Origin of the sequence: Bartonella numerosa (assembly GCF_037070845.1) — a bacterium.
Taxonomy (GTDB): Bacteria; Pseudomonadota; Alphaproteobacteria; order Rhizobiales; family Rhizobiaceae; genus Bartonella.
Genome location: NZ_JAYMZI010000003.1, coordinates 35,320 through 51,649 on the forward strand (window position 1 = coordinate 35,320; position 16,330 = coordinate 51,649).

Annotated in this window: 15 protein-coding genes and 1 pseudogene; 5 read left to right on the forward strand and 11 right to left on the reverse strand. The window is 43.0% G+C overall.

Annotated elements, in window-relative coordinates:
• The 8 genes and pseudogenes from WCP75_RS02235 to WCP75_RS02270 all read right to left on the reverse strand — a co-directional run.
• Window positions 1–603: pseudogene (locus WCP75_RS02235) on the reverse strand (hypothetical protein); the annotation flags it as partial.
• A gap of 27 nt (window positions 604–630) precedes the next feature.
• Complete coding sequence (gene tolR, locus WCP75_RS02240) at window positions 631–1,089, reverse strand: protein TolR (RefSeq protein WP_336276624.1); 459 nt, start codon at window positions 1,087–1,089, stop codon at window positions 631–633.
• A 12-nt stretch (window positions 1,090–1,101) separates the two neighbouring features.
• On the reverse strand, window positions 1,102–1,815 hold the full coding sequence (tolQ, locus tag WCP75_RS02245; RefSeq protein ID WP_336276625.1) for a protein TolQ: 714 nt from the start codon (window positions 1,813–1,815) through the stop codon (window positions 1,102–1,104).
• 125 nt (window positions 1,816–1,940) lie between these two features.
• Complete coding sequence (gene ybgC, locus WCP75_RS02250) at window positions 1,941–2,390, reverse strand: tol-pal system-associated acyl-CoA thioesterase (RefSeq protein WP_336276626.1); 450 nt, start codon at window positions 2,388–2,390, stop codon at window positions 1,941–1,943.
• On the reverse strand, window positions 2,383–3,477 hold the full coding sequence (gene ruvB, locus WCP75_RS02255) for a Holliday junction branch migration DNA helicase RuvB (protein WP_336276627.1): 1,095 nt from the start codon (window positions 3,475–3,477) through the stop codon (window positions 2,383–2,385). Before ruvB ends, ybgC begins: the two co-directional genes overlap by 8 nt.
• A gap of 2 nt (window positions 3,478–3,479) precedes the next feature.
• Window positions 3,480–4,106, reverse strand: coding sequence for a Holliday junction branch migration protein RuvA (gene ruvA, locus WCP75_RS02260; protein ID WP_336276628.1), 627 nt, complete (start codon window positions 4,104–4,106; stop codon window positions 3,480–3,482).
• A complete protein-coding gene (gene ruvC, locus WCP75_RS02265) occupies window positions 4,103–4,612 on the reverse strand; it encodes a crossover junction endodeoxyribonuclease RuvC (protein WP_336276629.1) in 510 nt (169 codons plus the stop codon). Before ruvC ends, ruvA begins: the two co-directional genes overlap by 4 nt.
• Before the next feature lie 90 nt (window positions 4,613–4,702).
• Window positions 4,703–5,227 (reverse strand): DUF1465 family protein, encoded by a 525-nt coding sequence (locus WCP75_RS02270; RefSeq protein WP_336276630.1) that lies wholly within the window; start codon window positions 5,225–5,227, stop codon window positions 4,703–4,705.
• Window positions 5,228–6,548: 1,321 nt separating this feature from the next.
• Between WCP75_RS02270 and WCP75_RS02275 the strand changes: the two genes are divergently transcribed.
• The 4 genes from WCP75_RS02275 to WCP75_RS02290 all read left to right on the forward strand — a co-directional run bounded on the left by WCP75_RS02275 (window position 6,549) and on the right by WCP75_RS02290 (window position 9,834).
• Window positions 6,549–7,223 (forward strand): thiamine phosphate synthase, encoded by a 675-nt coding sequence (locus WCP75_RS02275; RefSeq protein WP_336276631.1) that lies wholly within the window; start codon window positions 6,549–6,551, stop codon window positions 7,221–7,223.
• On the forward strand, window positions 7,220–8,239 hold the full coding sequence (locus tag WCP75_RS02280) for a tetratricopeptide repeat protein (protein WP_336276632.1): 1,020 nt from the start codon (window positions 7,220–7,222) through the stop codon (window positions 8,237–8,239). The genes WCP75_RS02275 and WCP75_RS02280 overlap by 4 nt, the downstream gene beginning before the upstream one ends.
• A 215-nt stretch (window positions 8,240–8,454) precedes the next feature.
• Window positions 8,455–9,024, forward strand: a complete 570-nt coding sequence (efp, locus tag WCP75_RS02285) for an elongation factor P (protein WP_336276633.1) — start codon at window positions 8,455–8,457, stop codon at window positions 9,022–9,024.
• Window positions 9,025–9,042: 18 nt separating this feature from the next.
• Entirely contained in the window at window positions 9,043–9,834 is a 792-nt protein-coding gene (locus WCP75_RS02290; protein ID WP_336276634.1) for an inositol monophosphatase family protein, read from the forward strand.
• 104 nt (window positions 9,835–9,938) lie between these two features.
• Here the strand turns inward: WCP75_RS02290 and WCP75_RS02295 are convergent, their stop codons facing one another.
• The gene (locus tag WCP75_RS02295) at window positions 9,939–11,729 is read right to left on the reverse strand and encodes an ABC transporter transmembrane domain-containing protein (protein WP_336276635.1); all 1,791 of its coding nucleotides are present in this window, start codon (window positions 11,727–11,729) and stop codon (window positions 9,939–9,941) included.
• Between the two features lie 204 nt (window positions 11,730–11,933).
• On the opposite strand from WCP75_RS02295, the gene rpmE reads away from it, so the two are divergent.
• Window positions 11,934–12,155, forward strand: coding sequence for a 50S ribosomal protein L31 (gene rpmE / locus WCP75_RS02300; protein WP_336276636.1), 222 nt, complete (start codon window positions 11,934–11,936; stop codon window positions 12,153–12,155).
• A 1,862-nt stretch (window positions 12,156–14,017) separates the two neighbouring features.
• Here rpmE and WCP75_RS02305 read toward each other — a convergent pair.
• Together WCP75_RS02305 and WCP75_RS02310 are read right to left on the reverse strand one after the other, a co-directional pair.
• Window positions 14,018–15,049: a class I fructose-bisphosphate aldolase gene (locus WCP75_RS02305; protein WP_336276637.1), complete on the reverse strand. Its 1,032-nt coding sequence runs from the start codon at window positions 15,047–15,049 to the stop codon at window positions 14,018–14,020.
• Between the two features lie 89 nt (window positions 15,050–15,138).
• Window positions 15,139–16,326 carry a phosphoglycerate kinase gene (locus WCP75_RS02310; RefSeq protein WP_336276638.1) on the reverse strand — a complete coding sequence of 396 codons (1,188 nt, stop codon included), beginning with the start codon at window positions 16,324–16,326 and terminating at the stop codon, window positions 15,139–15,141.
• Between the last annotated feature and the right edge of the window lie 4 nt (window positions 16,327–16,330).

Consider the following 16,330-nt stretch of genomic DNA (forward strand, 5'->3'; position numbering starts at 1 on the left):
AACCTCTGGATCAGCCTCTGGAGATGCCTCCGGTGTAACCTCTTCAACAACCTCTGGATCAGCCTCTGGAGATGCCTCCGGTGTAACCTCTTCAACAACCTCTGGATCAGCCTCTGGAGATGCCTCCGGTGTAACCTCTTCAACAACCTCTGGATCAGCCTCTGGAGATGCCTCCAGTGTAACCTCTTTAACAATCTCTGGATCAGCCTCCGGCAATATTTCTTGGGGCATATTTGCTGTTTCTAAATTGTTTTCTCCTTTTGATGGTGCGAGTGGGACTGCAACACTACGAAGTTTTTCTTTTGGATTGAAAGGCGAGAGATTATCGACCTGTCCATCTCCAAAATGATGCGCCTCTTCTTTTTCTTGTGGTTCTATAGTCGGTTTTACTGCGGGGATCGCATGAACGGGAGCATTAAATGTACCTTGTTGAGAAAAAAGCTCTTGATCAAGAGGAGCAAGAGTGACTGCAATAGCCTCTGATTGCTGTTGTGAAGAAATGGAACTAGTGAGATGAACAGAACTCCAACTGAGGAGGATTACATGTATGGCAAGAGATAAAATCAAACTCCGCCTCGTACCAAAATGAAAATCGTTGCTCATCGCTATCCTTGCATTCTCTATTTTTTGTTACCTTGCCAAGCTGGCTAAAGCAACTTGCGAAAAACCCGCTTTCTGAATATCAGCAAGCAACTTTAATACCTGCTGATATTCGACAGTCTTAGCAACACGTACGAAGACGCGTCGATTTTTTTGCGCAGGGTTGGTCACGAGCTTAGCTTTGAGATGTGCAATCAAAGCTTCTGGTGTATCATAATAGTCCTGATTAATGGCAAAGCGCCCTTGTGCATCGAGAGAAACCGTAAGCGGAGGTTCGTTCATTTTCACAGGTCCAGCCTGGCTGTGAGGCAGATCAAGAGGGACGCCATTTACCAAAAGTGGAGCGGAAACCATAAAAATGATCAACAAAACCAGCATCACATCAACAAAAGGTGTCACATTAATTTCACTCATGAACCGACCGCGCGAATGACGCCGCCTGCGCGTACTTTTTCGGGAGGGAGAAGAAACAGTAGAAGAAGCGCCCATAGATGTTCTCCTTTACGATGACGAGTGAGATACCTGTATCTCATCAACGCGTCGCGACATAATTGTTGAAAATTCATCAGCGAAGCTTTCTATCTGTGCTATTATCTGAGCACTTTCATGAACCAACCTGTTATAGGCGATGACCGCAGGGATAGCCGCAAATAAACCTATAGCGGTAGCCAAAAGCGCTTCGGCAATACCTGGTGCGACAACCGCCAGAGAAGTGTTTTGAGAAGCTGAAATAGAAAGGAATGAACTCATAATACCGATAACAGTTCCAAAAAGTCCAACAAAAGGACCTGCCGATCCAAGCGTAGCTAAAAAATTTAATTTTGACTCTATTTTTTCGCTTTCACGCCCCAAGGCAAGATCCATGGCTTTATCGATCCTGCTTTGTAGACTAGCCGATGCATGGATTCCCTTCGCGAGGGATTTCTTCCATTCTGTCATTGCCGCTAAGAAAACAGCTGATATGCTATTCGTATGCTGGCTTTTGCACACTGCATAAAGGTCCTCCAGCGGCTTTCCCGACCAAAACGCGTCTTCAAAATGCTTTATTTCGCGTCGAATTTTCCGATAGGCGAAGATTTTATCAAAAATAATCGTCCAGCTCCATATAGAGGCTAACAGTAACCCAATCATTACAGCTTTAACAACCCAATTGGCCTGCATAAACAGGCTCAATACTCCAATCGTTTCCGGACTTGCTAATTCTACCTGAGGCATAATTTTCATCCCTCTCAATGAAAGACCATTTTTAAAATTTAATCAAACAAGCTACTTTAAAGTTTCAAAATTATAAAAAAACCAACTCCAGTCCGCTTGCGAATGAACCACTTACCCTATTATTTTCAATAAATAGCACTTTCAAATGAAAATTGTCTAAAAAAATCCTCGGGTAAACGCCGTGGTTTTCCTTGTACGTTAATGACAGCAATTTCGACCTTGGCATTGGCCAATACAACATCGTCACGAACAATATGTTGATCCATAAAAAAGCGGGCTCCCCGAACACAATTAATGCGTGTTTTAATCATTAAAAGATCATCGATTTTTGCTGGCCGAAGAAAATTAATTTCCATATGGCGTACAACAAAAAACAGCTTTTCGCGATTTACACCCTCAGCCAACATACCGTTATTAAGACCTATATCCCGCAAAAATTCTGAACGTCCCCGCTCAAAAAACTCTAAATAGCGTGCGTGGTAAACCACGCCAGAAAAATCCGTATCGGCAACGTAAACTCGCGCCAGAAAATCATGAAATTCGTTTGCACAGCTGCTCTTTACCATTTTAATCATCCACTTCGCCCCATAAAGTTGTTTGTATTGGTGAGCTACTCTGCGTATCGGATAATTGAACGCGTTTTTGTGTTGAAATCGTGGTGTCCGGAGCGCAAAGCCCAAGATGTGCCCAGGCCTTTTCTGAGAGAACGCGCCCGCGAGCTGTTCGCTGAATAAAGCCTTGTTGCAGCAGGTAGGGTTCGATGATATCCTCGATAGCATCACGCGGTTCTGATAGAGCCGCAGCAATGGTCTCGATGCCCACAGGACCACCTAAAAAAACTTTTGCAATCAGCAGCAAATAGCGGCGATCAAGTGGATCAAGCCCCAAATGATCAACCTCTAGGCGGGAAAGAGCCTCATCAGCGACAGTACGATCAATTGTTTCCGCAGATTTCACCAAAGCAAAGTCACAAACACGGCGCAAAAGCCGGCCTGCAATTCGTGGCGTTCCACGCGCACGGCGCGCAATTTCGTGAGCACCATCATCACTAATTTGCACTGAAAAGAGCCGTGCATTACGCCGCACAATATGCTCTAATTCTTCTATGGTATAAAAATTTAATCGAACTGGAATACCAAAGCGGTCTCGTAACGGTGTGGTCAACAAGCCCAGGCGCGTAGTCGCTGCAACCAAAGTAAATTTGGCTAAGTCAATTTTGACCGAACGAGCCGCAGGACCTTCACCAATAATAAGATCAAGCTGATAATCTTCCATGGCAGGGTAAAGAATTTCTTCAATTGTCGGATTTAAACGGTGAATTTCATCGATAAAAAGAACATCGCGTTCCTCTAAGTTTGTTAAAAGCGCTGCTAAATCACCTGCTTTTGCGATGACAGGACCGGAGGTAGAACGAAAATTAACTCCTAATTCTTTGGCCATAATCTGTGAAAGCGTTGTTTTTCCTAAGCCAGGAGGTCCCACAAATAAAACATGATCTAATGCTTCTTTTCGCGCCTTCGCAGCTTCAACAAATATTTTTAAATTCGCTCGTACCGCTTCTTGACCAATAAAGTCATCGAGCACTTGTGGTCTTAAGGAACGGTCTGGGTCGTTTGGGAGGGGAACGCTACTGAGAAGGCGTTGATCTTCATCTTTTTGCATTTTTACCTTGAATTCGTTGGGGAATAAAGCAATTTTAAGCTGTGGCGAATGAGCAATTCGGAGGAAATTGTTTCCCCTTCAAGAGCCTTTTTCGCAGAAACGAGAGCTCTTGCTGCTTGGTCGCGCTCGAAGCCAAGCGTAATTAAAGCAGAAAGTGCATCATCAGTGGGCTGATTATCTTCGCCCTGGCGAGCAATGGAAATAGAATGAAGTGCGTCACCGTTTAATGGTGGAGTTTTGCTTTTCAGCTCTCTCACAATTCTTTCGCTAACTTTTTTACCAACACCTGGAGCACGGCTTATCACAGCGACATCATTTAACGCAATCGCTTGAGCCAATTCACTTGGTGATAAAACACCCAAAATTGCTAAGGCGACCTTCGCTCCCACACCTGGCACATTTTGTAAAAGACAAAACCACTCTTGTTCAGCCCTCACGGAAAAGCCAAAAAGGCGAATAGCCTCTTCACGAACGTGTGTTTCAATAAATAAACTTAAAGTTTCACCGACAGCTGGTAGCGAAAAGCGGAGCTTGTTTGAGATAAAAACAATGTAACCAACACCGTGAACATCAAGAATGATACGATCATCAAAAACATGTTCAATGATACCTTTTAATTTACCTATCATGCCGTAGCACCCAAACGAGAATGCAGGCTAGTACGGTGAGCGGAATGGCAAAGAGCAAGTGCGAGAGCATCGGCTGCATCACTGCTGTCAAATTCGGCGCGCGGAAGGAGAATTTTTACCATCATATGGATCTGTTTCTTATCTCCATGGCCAACACCAATAACTGACTTTTTCACTTTATTTGGGGCATATTCAAAAACCGGAAGATTAGCCTGTGCCGGAACGAGGAGCGCAATAGCCCGTGCCTGACCAAGTTTTAGAGTTGCCGTAGCATCTTTGTTGACAAAAACATGCTCTACGGAAGCTTCATCAGGCATAAATTGACGCAAAATGCCCGAGAGTCCTTCATGAAGCTGATACAGCCTAAAAGCAAGATCGCGCTGTGCGTCAGAAGAAACGGTACCTGCAGCTACAAACTGAAGATGATTGCCGGAAAAATCGACCACCCCCCACCCTGTCCGCCGTAGTCCGGGATCAATGCCTATGATACGAATCGTCTCTGCCATAAAAATGAGTTTATGCTATTTTTTCGCGTTTGAACAGGTATCGGTGAGTAAATATAATGGGCAAAGAATACGGAAAAAGCACGCACTTTCCTAAGAGCGCCGAAAAGCAGTTTTGAGCAACTCGATTTGCTTATTCACTGGATTGTTATCTTCTGAATTACGGAAAGATCCGCCATCTTTATTGTAGCTCATATATCGCATTCGTTTTTCCAAGCGAAGCGAACGAGAGACAAAATAACGGAAAATTTCTGGCAGTTCTTTCCAATATGTACTTTCTGATTTCAAGGTTGGCGTATGAAGCGACACTTTTGCTATCTCTTTTTTTATCTGCTCTGACGACATTTCTCCTTCGCGTTCTGCACGGAAGAGAAGGAGCCGAGAAGCCAATTGCATGAGCCGTGTACTTAAATACATAGCTTCTTTAGCATAAATCGCAGAAACTTCTGTAGGAAGAGACCGCGCGGCTATTTTTCCATCTGTATCGATATACGACGCCGCTTCTTCAATCAAAGCCATTGTTTCTTCATAAAGACGGTTAAAAGCGTTCTCGAAAGCATCGTGCTCAATCATGACAATTGGCCCACCTTCATCATAAGGATGCTCATGTGCACTCACGCTCTCACACTCCAATACCAGCACAAAACCACGACATTAAAAGAACAAAGAAGGAAAAGATCTCTTCCCCTGTTTTGCAAAATTCCATCCTCAGATTAAGTACCTTTTTCAAAACTCTTGTTCAATTCGCTTCTCGCATTAAGGTTAACGAACGACCCTTCTCTTAAAAAAGACCAACGAAGAGACAAACACCCACTTTCACCGTGAAAAACGCCTAACTCCACCACGCCACCTACAGCCCCAGCATAGTACCGAAAAAAAGTACTTTCGTCACCACTGTTTTCAAAACTTGCACAAACACCGTAAAAAAGTGCTGGTATAAATACCGGCAAGCCACACCTGCTTAAAACCGCCAGAGAAACTCCGAGGAAAAACACGCAAACACTTGCCTGAAATAGGCGGGAAAACAGCTGAGCTCAGTAGCACAAAAATATGAAGCAAACGGGGCAAATCTGGAAAAGTTTTATTAAAATTAAACAACGAAACAAATAGGCAAAACCGCGTCATTCTCCCTTTAACTCAGGCAACACTACGGCCACGCAAAAAAATTTATCATAAAAAATATTCCTGGCGACGCAATATTAATAAAGGGTTAGAGAAAAGCTTCACCCCCTTTTGAAAATGTAAAATACTGGCAACCTCTGTAATAAAAAAATTGTCGCGACATAAAGGCTCAAAACCGCATCCTATAATAAAAGTGAGAAGGAGAGAAACCTTGAGTCAAATCTGCAAACAGAGTATAAACTAAACTGTTGTAAAAGCAGTAGTCTCCCGCCCACCTATAGAAGTAACAAAGCGGAAGAAGCAGATCTATAAGAGCAACATAGAATGCTAAGGCACCGTTATGGCTTAATAGCCAAAAAACTTAGCATCAAAAACGCGACAAAATATTGGTTAGATAGCTCTACATCATTTTACTCACTTGATAATTTCCCTACGCACCACAGCAAGGACTTCCAAAAAGTCTCAAAGCTAAGTGCAAAGCGGAAGAGGCTCGTTTCAAAGAATTCTACACGATGAAAGAAAAAGATTCTCAGCATACGCAATCAAGAAGACACTAAAACATCAGTTTGCAGAAAGACCCTGCAGGCAGAATAAATTTTCTAACAGATTAAGAAAAACCAAATTTTTTATGTATTATGTATCCGTACAATGTACTAAAAATAGGATTGATGGAACTTATCAACGAAGATGAAGAGCAGGAGATGCCACCGGGTATACCACGGCTAAAAATGTCGTGGTGTTCTAAGGACTTTCTCCCGTAGAGAATAGTATCTAAATCGAGACGAATTTTTATTTTTACAGAGTTGGGAATTTTGTTATGATCAAGCAAGAGAATGAACCTGTTGAGCCTCACCTTTTTCCTCAACTTGTTTTAACATTGGATGTTCGGCGGACTTTAAATACCACCTTCTTGCGCCAAATTATGCAAACAAAGTCCTTTGTGAGTGCTATTCTCTATGATTCCTGGAATGATGAATTTTTCTTGCAAAAACAAGCTCAAATCTACGCTGAAGATATCCAACACAATGGTGCAGCACTTATCATCGCTGGTGATAGTCGGATTTCTGGGCGAGTGAAAGCCGATGGTTTGCACCTCGAGAACGATCTTGATACCATCAAGAATTTTGACAACCAAAAAAAGGAACAAAAAATAAAGGGATTTGGGAATTTACGTAATCGCCATTGCGCAATGGTTGCCGCAGAAGCTGGTGCTGATTATCTATTATTCGGAAAATTAGGCGCCGACAAAAAGCCGCACGCACACCCCCGTAATATTCAGTTAGCACAATGGTGGGCAGCAATCATGGAAATCCCTGCAATTCTTCAGGCGGGGAGTGATTTTGCATTCTTTGATGACATTGTGGAGACAGCATGCGAATTTATCGCCGTCGAAGAAATCATTTTTGCACACGATAACCCTCTCATTGTTCTTGATATGATGAAAGAAAAGTGCAAAAGTTCCCCTCTATTGGCGGGGAGGAAATATCCATGATAAAGAAAGGTGTTAAGCTTTCCATTTTGGGGATTGTCTGCCTTGTAATGGCTGTTACCAATTCTCCGGGAAGTTCTTTCGATACCATTCAAGAAACTTCAAGCCACAACAGCAGGCCCGTTCATCCCTTAAAAGCTGGGCAGTACGACCAAGCCTATGACTATTACGTCCGAGGTTATTATTTGAAAGCCTTCCATGAAGCACTAAGGCGGGCCGAGCAAAATGATCCAACGGCACAGACCTTAGTCGCTCGACTTTACACGGAAGGAAATGCTGTACCAATAGATGGAGCACGTGCGGCTCTATGGTTTGGGCGTGCAGCAAAACAAGGCGAACCACAAGCACAATTACGCTATGGGCTTATGCTATTTGATGGACATTTCATTGCACAAAATCAAAAACTTGGTGAGGAATTTATTCAAAAATCTGTAAAAGCTGGTGTAAAAGAAGCTTATTTTTATTATGGACAACTAATTCTTTACAAAGCTTCACGCGAGAAACAGGCTTTGCCCGGCGTCTCTTCACCAAGCAAAGACAGCGAAGCAGCAGAGCAAGCGTTAAAATTTTTCTTAAAAGGTGCATCCCTTGGTGACCCAGAAGCTGCTTTTGCTGCTGCAAAAATTCTCTCTCTGGGAACATCAACAAGGCCAAGGGACGATCATAACGCACGTAGACTTATGGAAATCGCTGCTAAAAATCGGCACCCTATGGCACAAATCCTCTTAGCTGAATGGCTTGTGGAAGGCCGCGGCGGAGAGCCTGATTTTCAGCGCGCATTCTCTCTGCTCCTCCCCAATGCCCTCAACATGATCGCTCCTGCACAAATTTCTCTTGCAAGACTTTACCGTGATGGAATAGGAATAGAAGGCGATGTTGTGACAGCAGCCGCATGGTATATGGTAGCAAAGAAGGCAAAAATACAGGCATCTGATCTGGAAATCATGCTCCAAGGTATGTCCGGTGCGCAATTAGAAAAAGCGCGTGAAGAAGCAAAAACGTTTCTGCCCGCTCTCTAAAATATGGATTTCAATAAAATGACATTTTCTACTTCAAATAAGTGAATTCCCACAAGAAATTTTTAGCAATTCTTTAAAGGACTTGCGTCTAAGCTGTTTTTGTGGTCTTGCAAAAAGCTGGGATGCGCGAAGATTTATTTATAGATTTCTTTCGATTTTTTTCTATGAAAAAACAGTAAGATAGCTCTTTTTCAACAATAGAATTGGATATAATCATGAAAATTAATGGCAATGAAATTCGACCTGGAAATGTGATAGAACATCAAGGTAGCTTGTGGGTCGCAGTTAAATGCAATGCCGTGAAACCGGGAAAAGGAGGCGCATTTAATCAAGTCGAAATGAAAAATTTGATGGATGGAACAAAACTCAATGAACGGTTTCGTTCTGCTGAGACTGTTGAAAAAGTGCGTCTTGAACAGAAAGATTTTACCTTCCTCTATCAACAAGGTGAGGCTTTAGTTTTTATGGATTCACAATCCTATGAGCAACTTGAACTACAAAAGGACTTTGTTGGTGAACGCTCGGCTTTTCTGCAAGATGGAATGACAGTAACCGTTGAACTTTATCAAGGAAAACCAATAGGAATATCGCTTCCTGATCAAGTTACCATGACAATTGCTGAAGCTGCCCCCGCAATAAAGGGGCAAACGGTCACATCCTCTTATAAGCCAGCAGTTCTAGAAAATGGTATTAATATTCTCGTGCCACCTTTTATTAATTCTGGTGAACGTGTCGTTATAGACACCAACGAGCTGATTTATTTGCGTCGTGCAAATGATAAATGATGAATAAAAGGATAAGTTATGGCCCACTCCGCAATCATGAATGTCATGGTGCAAGCCGCGATGAAAGCAGGACGCTCGTTGGTGCGTGATTATGGCGAAGTCCAAAATCTACAGGTTTCTTTGAAAGGACCTGCAGATTATGTAAGCCAAGCAGATCGCAAAGCCGAGAAGATTATTTTCAATGAATTGAGCAAGGCACGACCAAAATTTGGTTTTCTCATGGAAGAATCTGAGGAAATTACTGGAGAAGATTCTCAGCATCGTTTCATCGTAGATCCATTGGATGGAACAACAAATTTTTTGCATGGAATCCCCTTTTTTGCTGTCTCTGTTGCCCTGGAAAGTCAAGGACAGATTGTTGCTAGTGTGATCTATAACCCTGTTAGTGATGAATTGTTTACTGCTGAGCGTGGTAATGGAGCTTTTCTTAATGACAGACGTTGCCGTGTTTCTGCACGAAAAAAACTGGAAGACTGCGTCATTGCAACGGGAACGCCCCATTTAAGCCGTCCTAATCATGGGACATATCTTATCGAACTGCGCAATGTGATGGCTGAAGTGGCAGGTATTCGCCGTTTCGGAGCTGCCGCTCTTGATTTGGCCTATGTTGCTGCGGGTAGAGTAGACGGATTCTGGGAAGATAATCTCCAAATTTGGGATATAGCTGCCGGGATATTGATCGTACGCGAAGCTGGTGGATTTGTCACAGACAAGGAAGGCGGTAACGATATATTCCGCAAAAAGAGCATTATTGCCGGTAATGAGCGCATACGTACAAAATTAGAAACAGCTATAAAAAAGGGGATCTGATCTCCCCAAAAAGTACAATTACCAAAGACGTTGCACTATATCCCCCAACGTCAATGATAATTGATGGTCGTGATAGATTTGTCCGTAGCGACAACTTATTCGAGTCATTCGGGCGAGAATTGCAATTTGGCCAAGTTTGCGTAAACTCCGTTTTGCTCAACGAGCTGCGCATGAGTTCCTTCCTCAACAAGCGTACCCTTCTCCATGACGAGGATGCGATCCGCTTTTAAAATTGTTGCCAAACGGTGCGCAATCACCAATGTTGTGCGATTTTTCATCAGCCCTTCCAACGCTTCCTGCACTAACCTTTCACTGCCGGCATCTAAGGCAGATGTTGCCTCATCAAGCAGCAGAAGGGGCGCATTTTTTAAAATTGCTCGCGCGATGCCAATGCGTTGTCTCTGCCCACCAGAAAGCATAATACCACGTTCTCCCACTTCCGTGTCAAAGCCCCTTGGTAAAGCCTCAATAAAGTCGAGCGCGTTGGCTGTTTTAGCTGCAGTTACGATTTTCTGTTCATCGATATCTTCTCCGCCAAAAGCGATATTTTCGCGTAGCGTACCATCAAAAATAGCAATATCTTGCGGAACATAAGAAATTGCACCGCGTAGATCTTGAAGGGAAAGGCTGTCAATCTGGGTACCATCAAACCGAATTTTTCCACTTATCGGATCGTAAAAACGAAGAATTAAAGAAAAAATAGTGCTTTTCCCTGCACCTGAAGCACCAACGAAAGCGACAGTTTCGCCCGCGTTAACAGAGAAAGAAAGTGAGCGCAAAACCTTCTCTTGTGGTCTGGAAGGATAAGCGAAATCAACTTTGTCAAAAACGACGGCACCTTGGACAGGCTGCGCCAACAGCTTTGGTTTTTTTGGAGCTACAACTGTGGGCTTTTCTTGCAGCAGTTCAGCAAGCCGCTCAGCTGCACCGACGGCTTGTATTAATTCTGCACCGAGCTCTGACAATTGTGCAAAGGTTGAGGCGCCAAAAACCGCATAAAGAACAAATTGTCCTAGCGTTCCCCCTGACATAGTACCATTCAAAACATCATGAGACCCAATCCATAAAACAGCAACGACACTGCCAAAAACTAAAAAAATCGCAAATCCTGTAAAAAGTGACCGCAGAACCACGGAAGAACGTGCAGTTTGAAAGGCACGTTCAACCAATTTTGCAAAATGTTCGGAAATGCGTTTTTCAGCGGTAAAAGCTTGTACAATACGTATGGCGCTTACTCGTTCAGTTGCTAGCGCGTTAGCCTCTGCCAAACGATCTTGTGCGGCGCGTGTACGTGCGCGAACTTTGCGCCCAAAAATAACAAGTGGAATTGCAACAAAAGGAATAGCGAATAAGACTAGCAAGGATAATTTTGCATTCGTGATAACCATCATAACAACGGCCCCAACTACCACGATTAAATGACGTAAAGCCGTAGAGGCCGTAGATCCGACGGCTAATTTTATTTGGGTTGTATCTGTTAGCAACCGAGAAACGATCTCACCGGAATGAGATTTGTCAAAAAAAGCTGGGGAAAGCTTCATGATATGCGTAAAAACATCACGTCGTAAGTCAGCAACGATCCGCTCTCCCAGAGTGATGACACAATAATAGCGGCAAGACGAAGCAAGTGCGAGAAAAAGAGCCAACAGGAATAAAATGCCAAAGTAAAAATTAATATTGCCGCGACTTGAAGCAGAAAAACCATGATCGAGCATTTGACGAATGGCAACAGGCAAGGCTAACGTTACAAGAGCAGCAACAAACAAAGCCAAAAAAGCAAATATAATCAACCAGCGATAGCGTATGATATAAGGTGCAAAACTTGAAAGCAAAGAAAACCCAGGCCTCGTATTGAAAGATTTCACAGATTTTTCTGAATAGTTAAACAGCTTCATAAAATTTCTCTCACTTAGTATCAGACTATTTGTTATATTAAACTACTTAATTCTTAGTGCAACTACCCACCCTGGATACTTGTTTTTTGGCGCGTGCTCAGTTATAGAGGTAGCGTTTGAATCAACTTATCAAAAAGATGAAGAGAGCGCACCTAGAAAATAAAGCATGCGCGTTTCATTGTATAAAAGCAGAAGGTTTGCAACATGAAAGCGGATATTCATCCTGATTATCACATGATTACCGTTGTTATGACGGATGGTACAAAGTACACAACACGCTCCACTTGGGGGAAAGCGGGAGATACTTTGAATCTAGACATCGATCCTAAAACGCACCCAGCATGGATAGGCGGATCTCAGACATTGGTAGATCGCGGTGGACGTGTTTCTAAATTCAAGAATCGTTTCGGCAACCTCGGTGTGTAGAGTTTTACTTCTTGTTATGGATGACAGGCAATAATCACTTAAAGGGTAAATCACCGGAGGTGTTTGTCTGCCGTGTTTGCAGGGTTGTTTTTGCCATGGTATTTGAATTTTAGGTTATAGAGGAAGTGGAATAGGGTGGTAAATCATGATCCCAAGATCTTAAGATTTATGAAGAGGGGTACGAGATTGTGTGGAGTGGTTTTTGTGAGGTTTGTGCACAAAATGGAGACCACCGAGGGGTTGTAGTTGGCTGGTGTAAATCAATAAAGGCAACCCAATTCTAGGGCGAAAAAGACACCAAAGAGCGGCTGGGTGGATATGTGAAAATACAGGAAAACGGCTGAATCTGGTCCCTCTGTTTGAATCTACAAGGTAACTGATATCCAGATTTCCCTTTATAAAGAATAAGATTTTTATCATTCATGGTTGTGATTGTGCTTTTCAAGATCAACTTGGATTTTTTGTTATAAAGTTTGGATTTGGGATGTGTATCCTATAAAATGATGAAAAGAATACTTGACTATCATTGGTGTTGTTGAAGAAGAAGTTAATGCGCAATGTGGCCCTGTAAGGTTTATATCGTTCTGCTTGCTCCCGATGATATGGGATAACTGTATTCGATGGCAGGGGTGAAGTTTAACCGCGTGCCTGAAAAAATGTCGCTCTTGAAGTGGGGGACTGTTTTCCGTGTTTCATGAGTTGATAAACACAAAAGCGCCGACATTTCAAAAAGAAAGACCTTAAAATTCCTTCGGATATGAGTGGGGTTATGTGTATTTCTTCAAGGAAGCTATACAAGCGAGAGGGGATACCACAGCTCATTAATTTCCTGATCAGTTCCAGATTTTCTCCAGTATCCAGAAGCAATAGCTCGTACATTTCAAATATCTCATGTCTTACCTTTCCTCAAAAAATCCCAATCTGTACTTTAAATCGTCAGATATAACACACTATTTAACTTTCGGAGAAACATAGACAAAAACGGAGTGCTATTTTTATTGTGACCCCAGAATAGATGAAAACACGGTGCCGGTGGCAACTTTGCTTGCAAATATTGTAGACCCTGTTTGTATTCCAAAAGGCTACCCGCCACTAAAAACTGCTTGCAAGCTTGATCATGAAAAGAAGAAAGAGTCTCGAACCATTTTATCTCTTATAACTCTTGTCCTCAACCTTACGAGATATATGCCTTATAATTGACCCAAAAGAGATAATATCTTAAATAATTATTGTCATTCATACCTGGAAAGAAGGGAGAGTTTCTAAGACCAGCGCTCGAGCCTTGCCATCTCCTTCCTCTTATTTCGACTGTTCACCTTTTCAAGTTTCCGAAAACCCCCGGTAGGACATTTCAATGATAAAAGCTCCAAAACCGCTTCGTATTTTTGTGTCCCGCCATCCTTAACTTAATGGCTTTTGGTATTCTTCGTAAAGCGATAAATTGTCGTGGTCATCACCGACACTGCTCCAATCGTACACCTGCTGTATCTTAAAACTGCATCTCTTAGCCTCTCAGTACTGCCAAGCAATACAAATCCTACTTTAACGCGGAACTGTAATACAGAAAATATCCCTTGCAATCGCTATCTTCAAGCTACGAATCCCCAAATCATCCCCACTGTTTTTCTCCCTCTCCCGGGAGTGCAACATACTCCTAAACTTGAGTGGATTCATGAGGTGTGTATTCAATTCACTTCTAATCTTTCTTTGCTCTGCGATTCAACGGATATGCTAATTACAAATTATCATTGTTTAAAATAAAAACGACGTGCTATCAGATGTTTTCTTACAGCGCATTGTTTTATAATTTATGATTAAAAATCAATAAGTTATACCGCATGGTATGCAAAATTTATTGTCCTTTAAGCGCAAGATTTTTCTTGTTCCTTTGTCCATTGTCCCAAAGTGGCAAGGTGATTCATCCGCGCGCGGTGTCCAAAAGCCTTTTGTGCGGCAGCGATATTTTCTTGTTTCCCGCCCCACACTTTCAGTGCCGCTGCCTGCAATGCTCTACCATAAGAAAAAGTCAATCTCCAAGGCAATTCCCCTAAACTATTCATCGCCGATAAATGAGCTGTTGCTTCCTCATCAGACTGTCCTCCGGAAAGAAAAGCAATTCCGGGTACAGCAGCAGGAACAGTTTCTTTAAGAACACGAATTGTCTTTTCAGCAACCTCTTCCACAGAAGCAACCCGCATATCTTTTCCATCAATGACCATGTTGGGTTTCAAAATCATGCCTTCGAGGTAAACACGCGCCCCGGATAATTCTTTAAACACAGTACTTAAAACAGCTTTTGTCACATCAAAGCAGCGTGCAATTGAATGCCGTCGAGATTCCCCATCCATCATCACTTCTGGCTCAACGACCGGCACAATTCCCGCCTCCTGACACAAAGCAGCGTAGCGTGCTAAAGCTTGTGCATTTTGCCTTATCGCCCCTCTTGTTGGTAAACTCTGCTCATCAATTGTGATTACCGCACGCCACTTGGCAAAACGTGCTCCCAAAGCATAATATTCTTTCAAACGCCCTCGAAGGCCATCTAACCCTTCTGTAATCATTTCCTGAGGAAAAGCTGCGAGCGGCTTGGCACCAGTATCGACTTTAATGCCAGGTAGAGCACCCGCATCACGAATAACGTCTGCCAACATTTTCCCTGAAGCCGCTTTTTGACGAAGTGTTTCATCAAATAAGATAACACCAGAAATAGAGTTTTCCATTGCTTCTTTTGCGCTAAAAAGCATTTCGCGATAAGCGCGGCGGCTATCCTCAGTTGATTCAACACCTATGCTTTCAAAACGCTTCCCAATAGTAGCGGTGCTTTCATCAGCTGCCAAAATCCCCTTACCTACACGAACTAAAGCGAGCGCGATGTCCTCAAGATGTTCATTCATAAAAAATTCCTTTTTTCTATCTTCATTTCCGATATGTAAGCACCAATTGGATATAACTTATATTATTTATACGATCCGGCCATTTAATTCTACATGAGAGAAAGAATACCAGGAAGCACTTTTCCTTCCATCCATTCCAAAAAAGCCCCCCCTGCAGTTGAGAGATAAGTAAAATCATCTGCAACACCTGCATGATTGAGTGCGAAAACTGTGTCCCCCCCTCCTGCAATTGAAACTAATTGTTTCCTTTTGCTGCGCTCTGCTGCATGGCGCGCCACCGCAATTGTCCCCCGATCAAAAGGAGACATCTCAAAAGCACCCATAGGTCCGTTCCACACGAGGGTAGCAGCTTCATCGATTACCGCATTCGCGTGAGCAATAGAACGTGTACCAATATCTAGAATCATCCCATCTTCGGGAATATCGCCAATATCACAGAGGCGATGCGGTGTATCTTTTTTAAAATGAAACCCAACCACCGCATCCACTGGTAACAAAAGGGCACATTGACATTCTCGTGCTTTTTGAACGACTTTTTTTACTGTTTCTGTCAACGCGTGTTCACACAATGACTTACCCACGTGGGTTCCCTGTGCGGCCAAAAAACTGTTTGCCATACCACCGCCGATCACTAAATGATCGACCTTTTCGACCAAGTTATTGAGTAAAAAAAATTTGCTTGAAACCTTAGCACCCCCAATGATAGCAACTACTGGATGTTCTGGATTGCCTAGCCCTTTTTCCAAGACCTGCAATTCACGCTGCAACGAGCGCCCGGCATAAGAGGGGAGTAAGCGCGTTATCCCCTCTACAGAAGCATGAGCACGATGAGAAACCGAAAAAGCATCGTTAACGTAGATATCCCCATTTCGCGACAAAGCTTCTGCAAAATGGCAATCATTCTTTTCTTCGCCTGAGTGAAAACGGACATTTTCTAGTAGCAAAATAGAGCCGCTTTGTAACTCCTCGGTAGCCTTTTGAACGGGCTCACCAATACAATCGGATACAAAAGCAACTGGCTGATTCATAATCTTTTCTAAAATCTCGATAACAGGACGCAAAGAAAAATCTGGCTCTACCTGTCCTTTAGGGCGCCCACAATGTGAGAGAAGGATAAGCTTAGCGCCACGCTTTTGCAGCTCTGTGAGCGTTTCTTTGTGTCGCTCAATACGCGTTCCGTCGCATACTTTTCCCTGCGCCATTGGCACATTGAAATCCACCCGCACGAGAACGCGTTTTCCAACAACATCGACATCGTCAAGCGTACGAAAACCCATTACC

Coding starts and splice junctions, on each gene's coding strand:
- tolR (WP_336276624.1), bottom strand. CDS start 1,089: ATGGGCGCTTCTTCTACTGTTTCTTCTCCCTCCCGAAAAAGTACGCGC.
- tolQ (WP_336276625.1), bottom strand. CDS start 1,815: ATGCCTCAGGTAGAATTAGCAAGTCCGGAAACGATTGGAGTATTGAGC.
- ybgC (WP_336276626.1), bottom strand. CDS start 2,390: ATGATTAAAATGGTAAAGAGCAGCTGTGCAAACGAATTTCATGATTTT.
- ruvB (WP_336276627.1), bottom strand. CDS start 3,477: ATGCAAAAAGATGAAGATCAACGCCTTCTCAGTAGCGTTCCCCTCCCA.
- ruvA (WP_336276628.1), bottom strand. CDS start 4,106: ATGATAGGTAAATTAAAAGGTATCATTGAACATGTTTTTGATGATCGT.
- ruvC (WP_336276629.1), bottom strand. CDS start 4,612: ATGGCAGAGACGATTCGTATCATAGGCATTGATCCCGGACTACGGCGG.
- WCP75_RS02275 (WP_336276631.1), top strand. CDS start 6,549: ATGATCAAGCAAGAGAATGAACCTGTTGAGCCTCACCTTTTTCCTCAA.
- WCP75_RS02280 (WP_336276632.1), top strand. CDS start 7,220: ATGATAAAGAAAGGTGTTAAGCTTTCCATTTTGGGGATTGTCTGCCTT.
- efp (WP_336276633.1), top strand. CDS start 8,455: ATGAAAATTAATGGCAATGAAATTCGACCTGGAAATGTGATAGAACAT.
- WCP75_RS02290 (WP_336276634.1), top strand. CDS start 9,043: ATGGCCCACTCCGCAATCATGAATGTCATGGTGCAAGCCGCGATGAAA.
- WCP75_RS02295 (WP_336276635.1), bottom strand. CDS start 11,729: ATGAAGCTGTTTAACTATTCAGAAAAATCTGTGAAATCTTTCAATACG.
- rpmE (WP_336276636.1), top strand. CDS start 11,934: ATGAAAGCGGATATTCATCCTGATTATCACATGATTACCGTTGTTATG.
- WCP75_RS02305 (WP_336276637.1), bottom strand. CDS start 15,049: ATGAATGAACATCTTGAGGACATCGCGCTCGCTTTAGTTCGTGTAGGT.
- WCP75_RS02310 (WP_336276638.1), bottom strand. CDS start 16,326: ATGGGTTTTCGTACGCTTGACGATGTCGATGTTGTTGGAAAACGCGTT.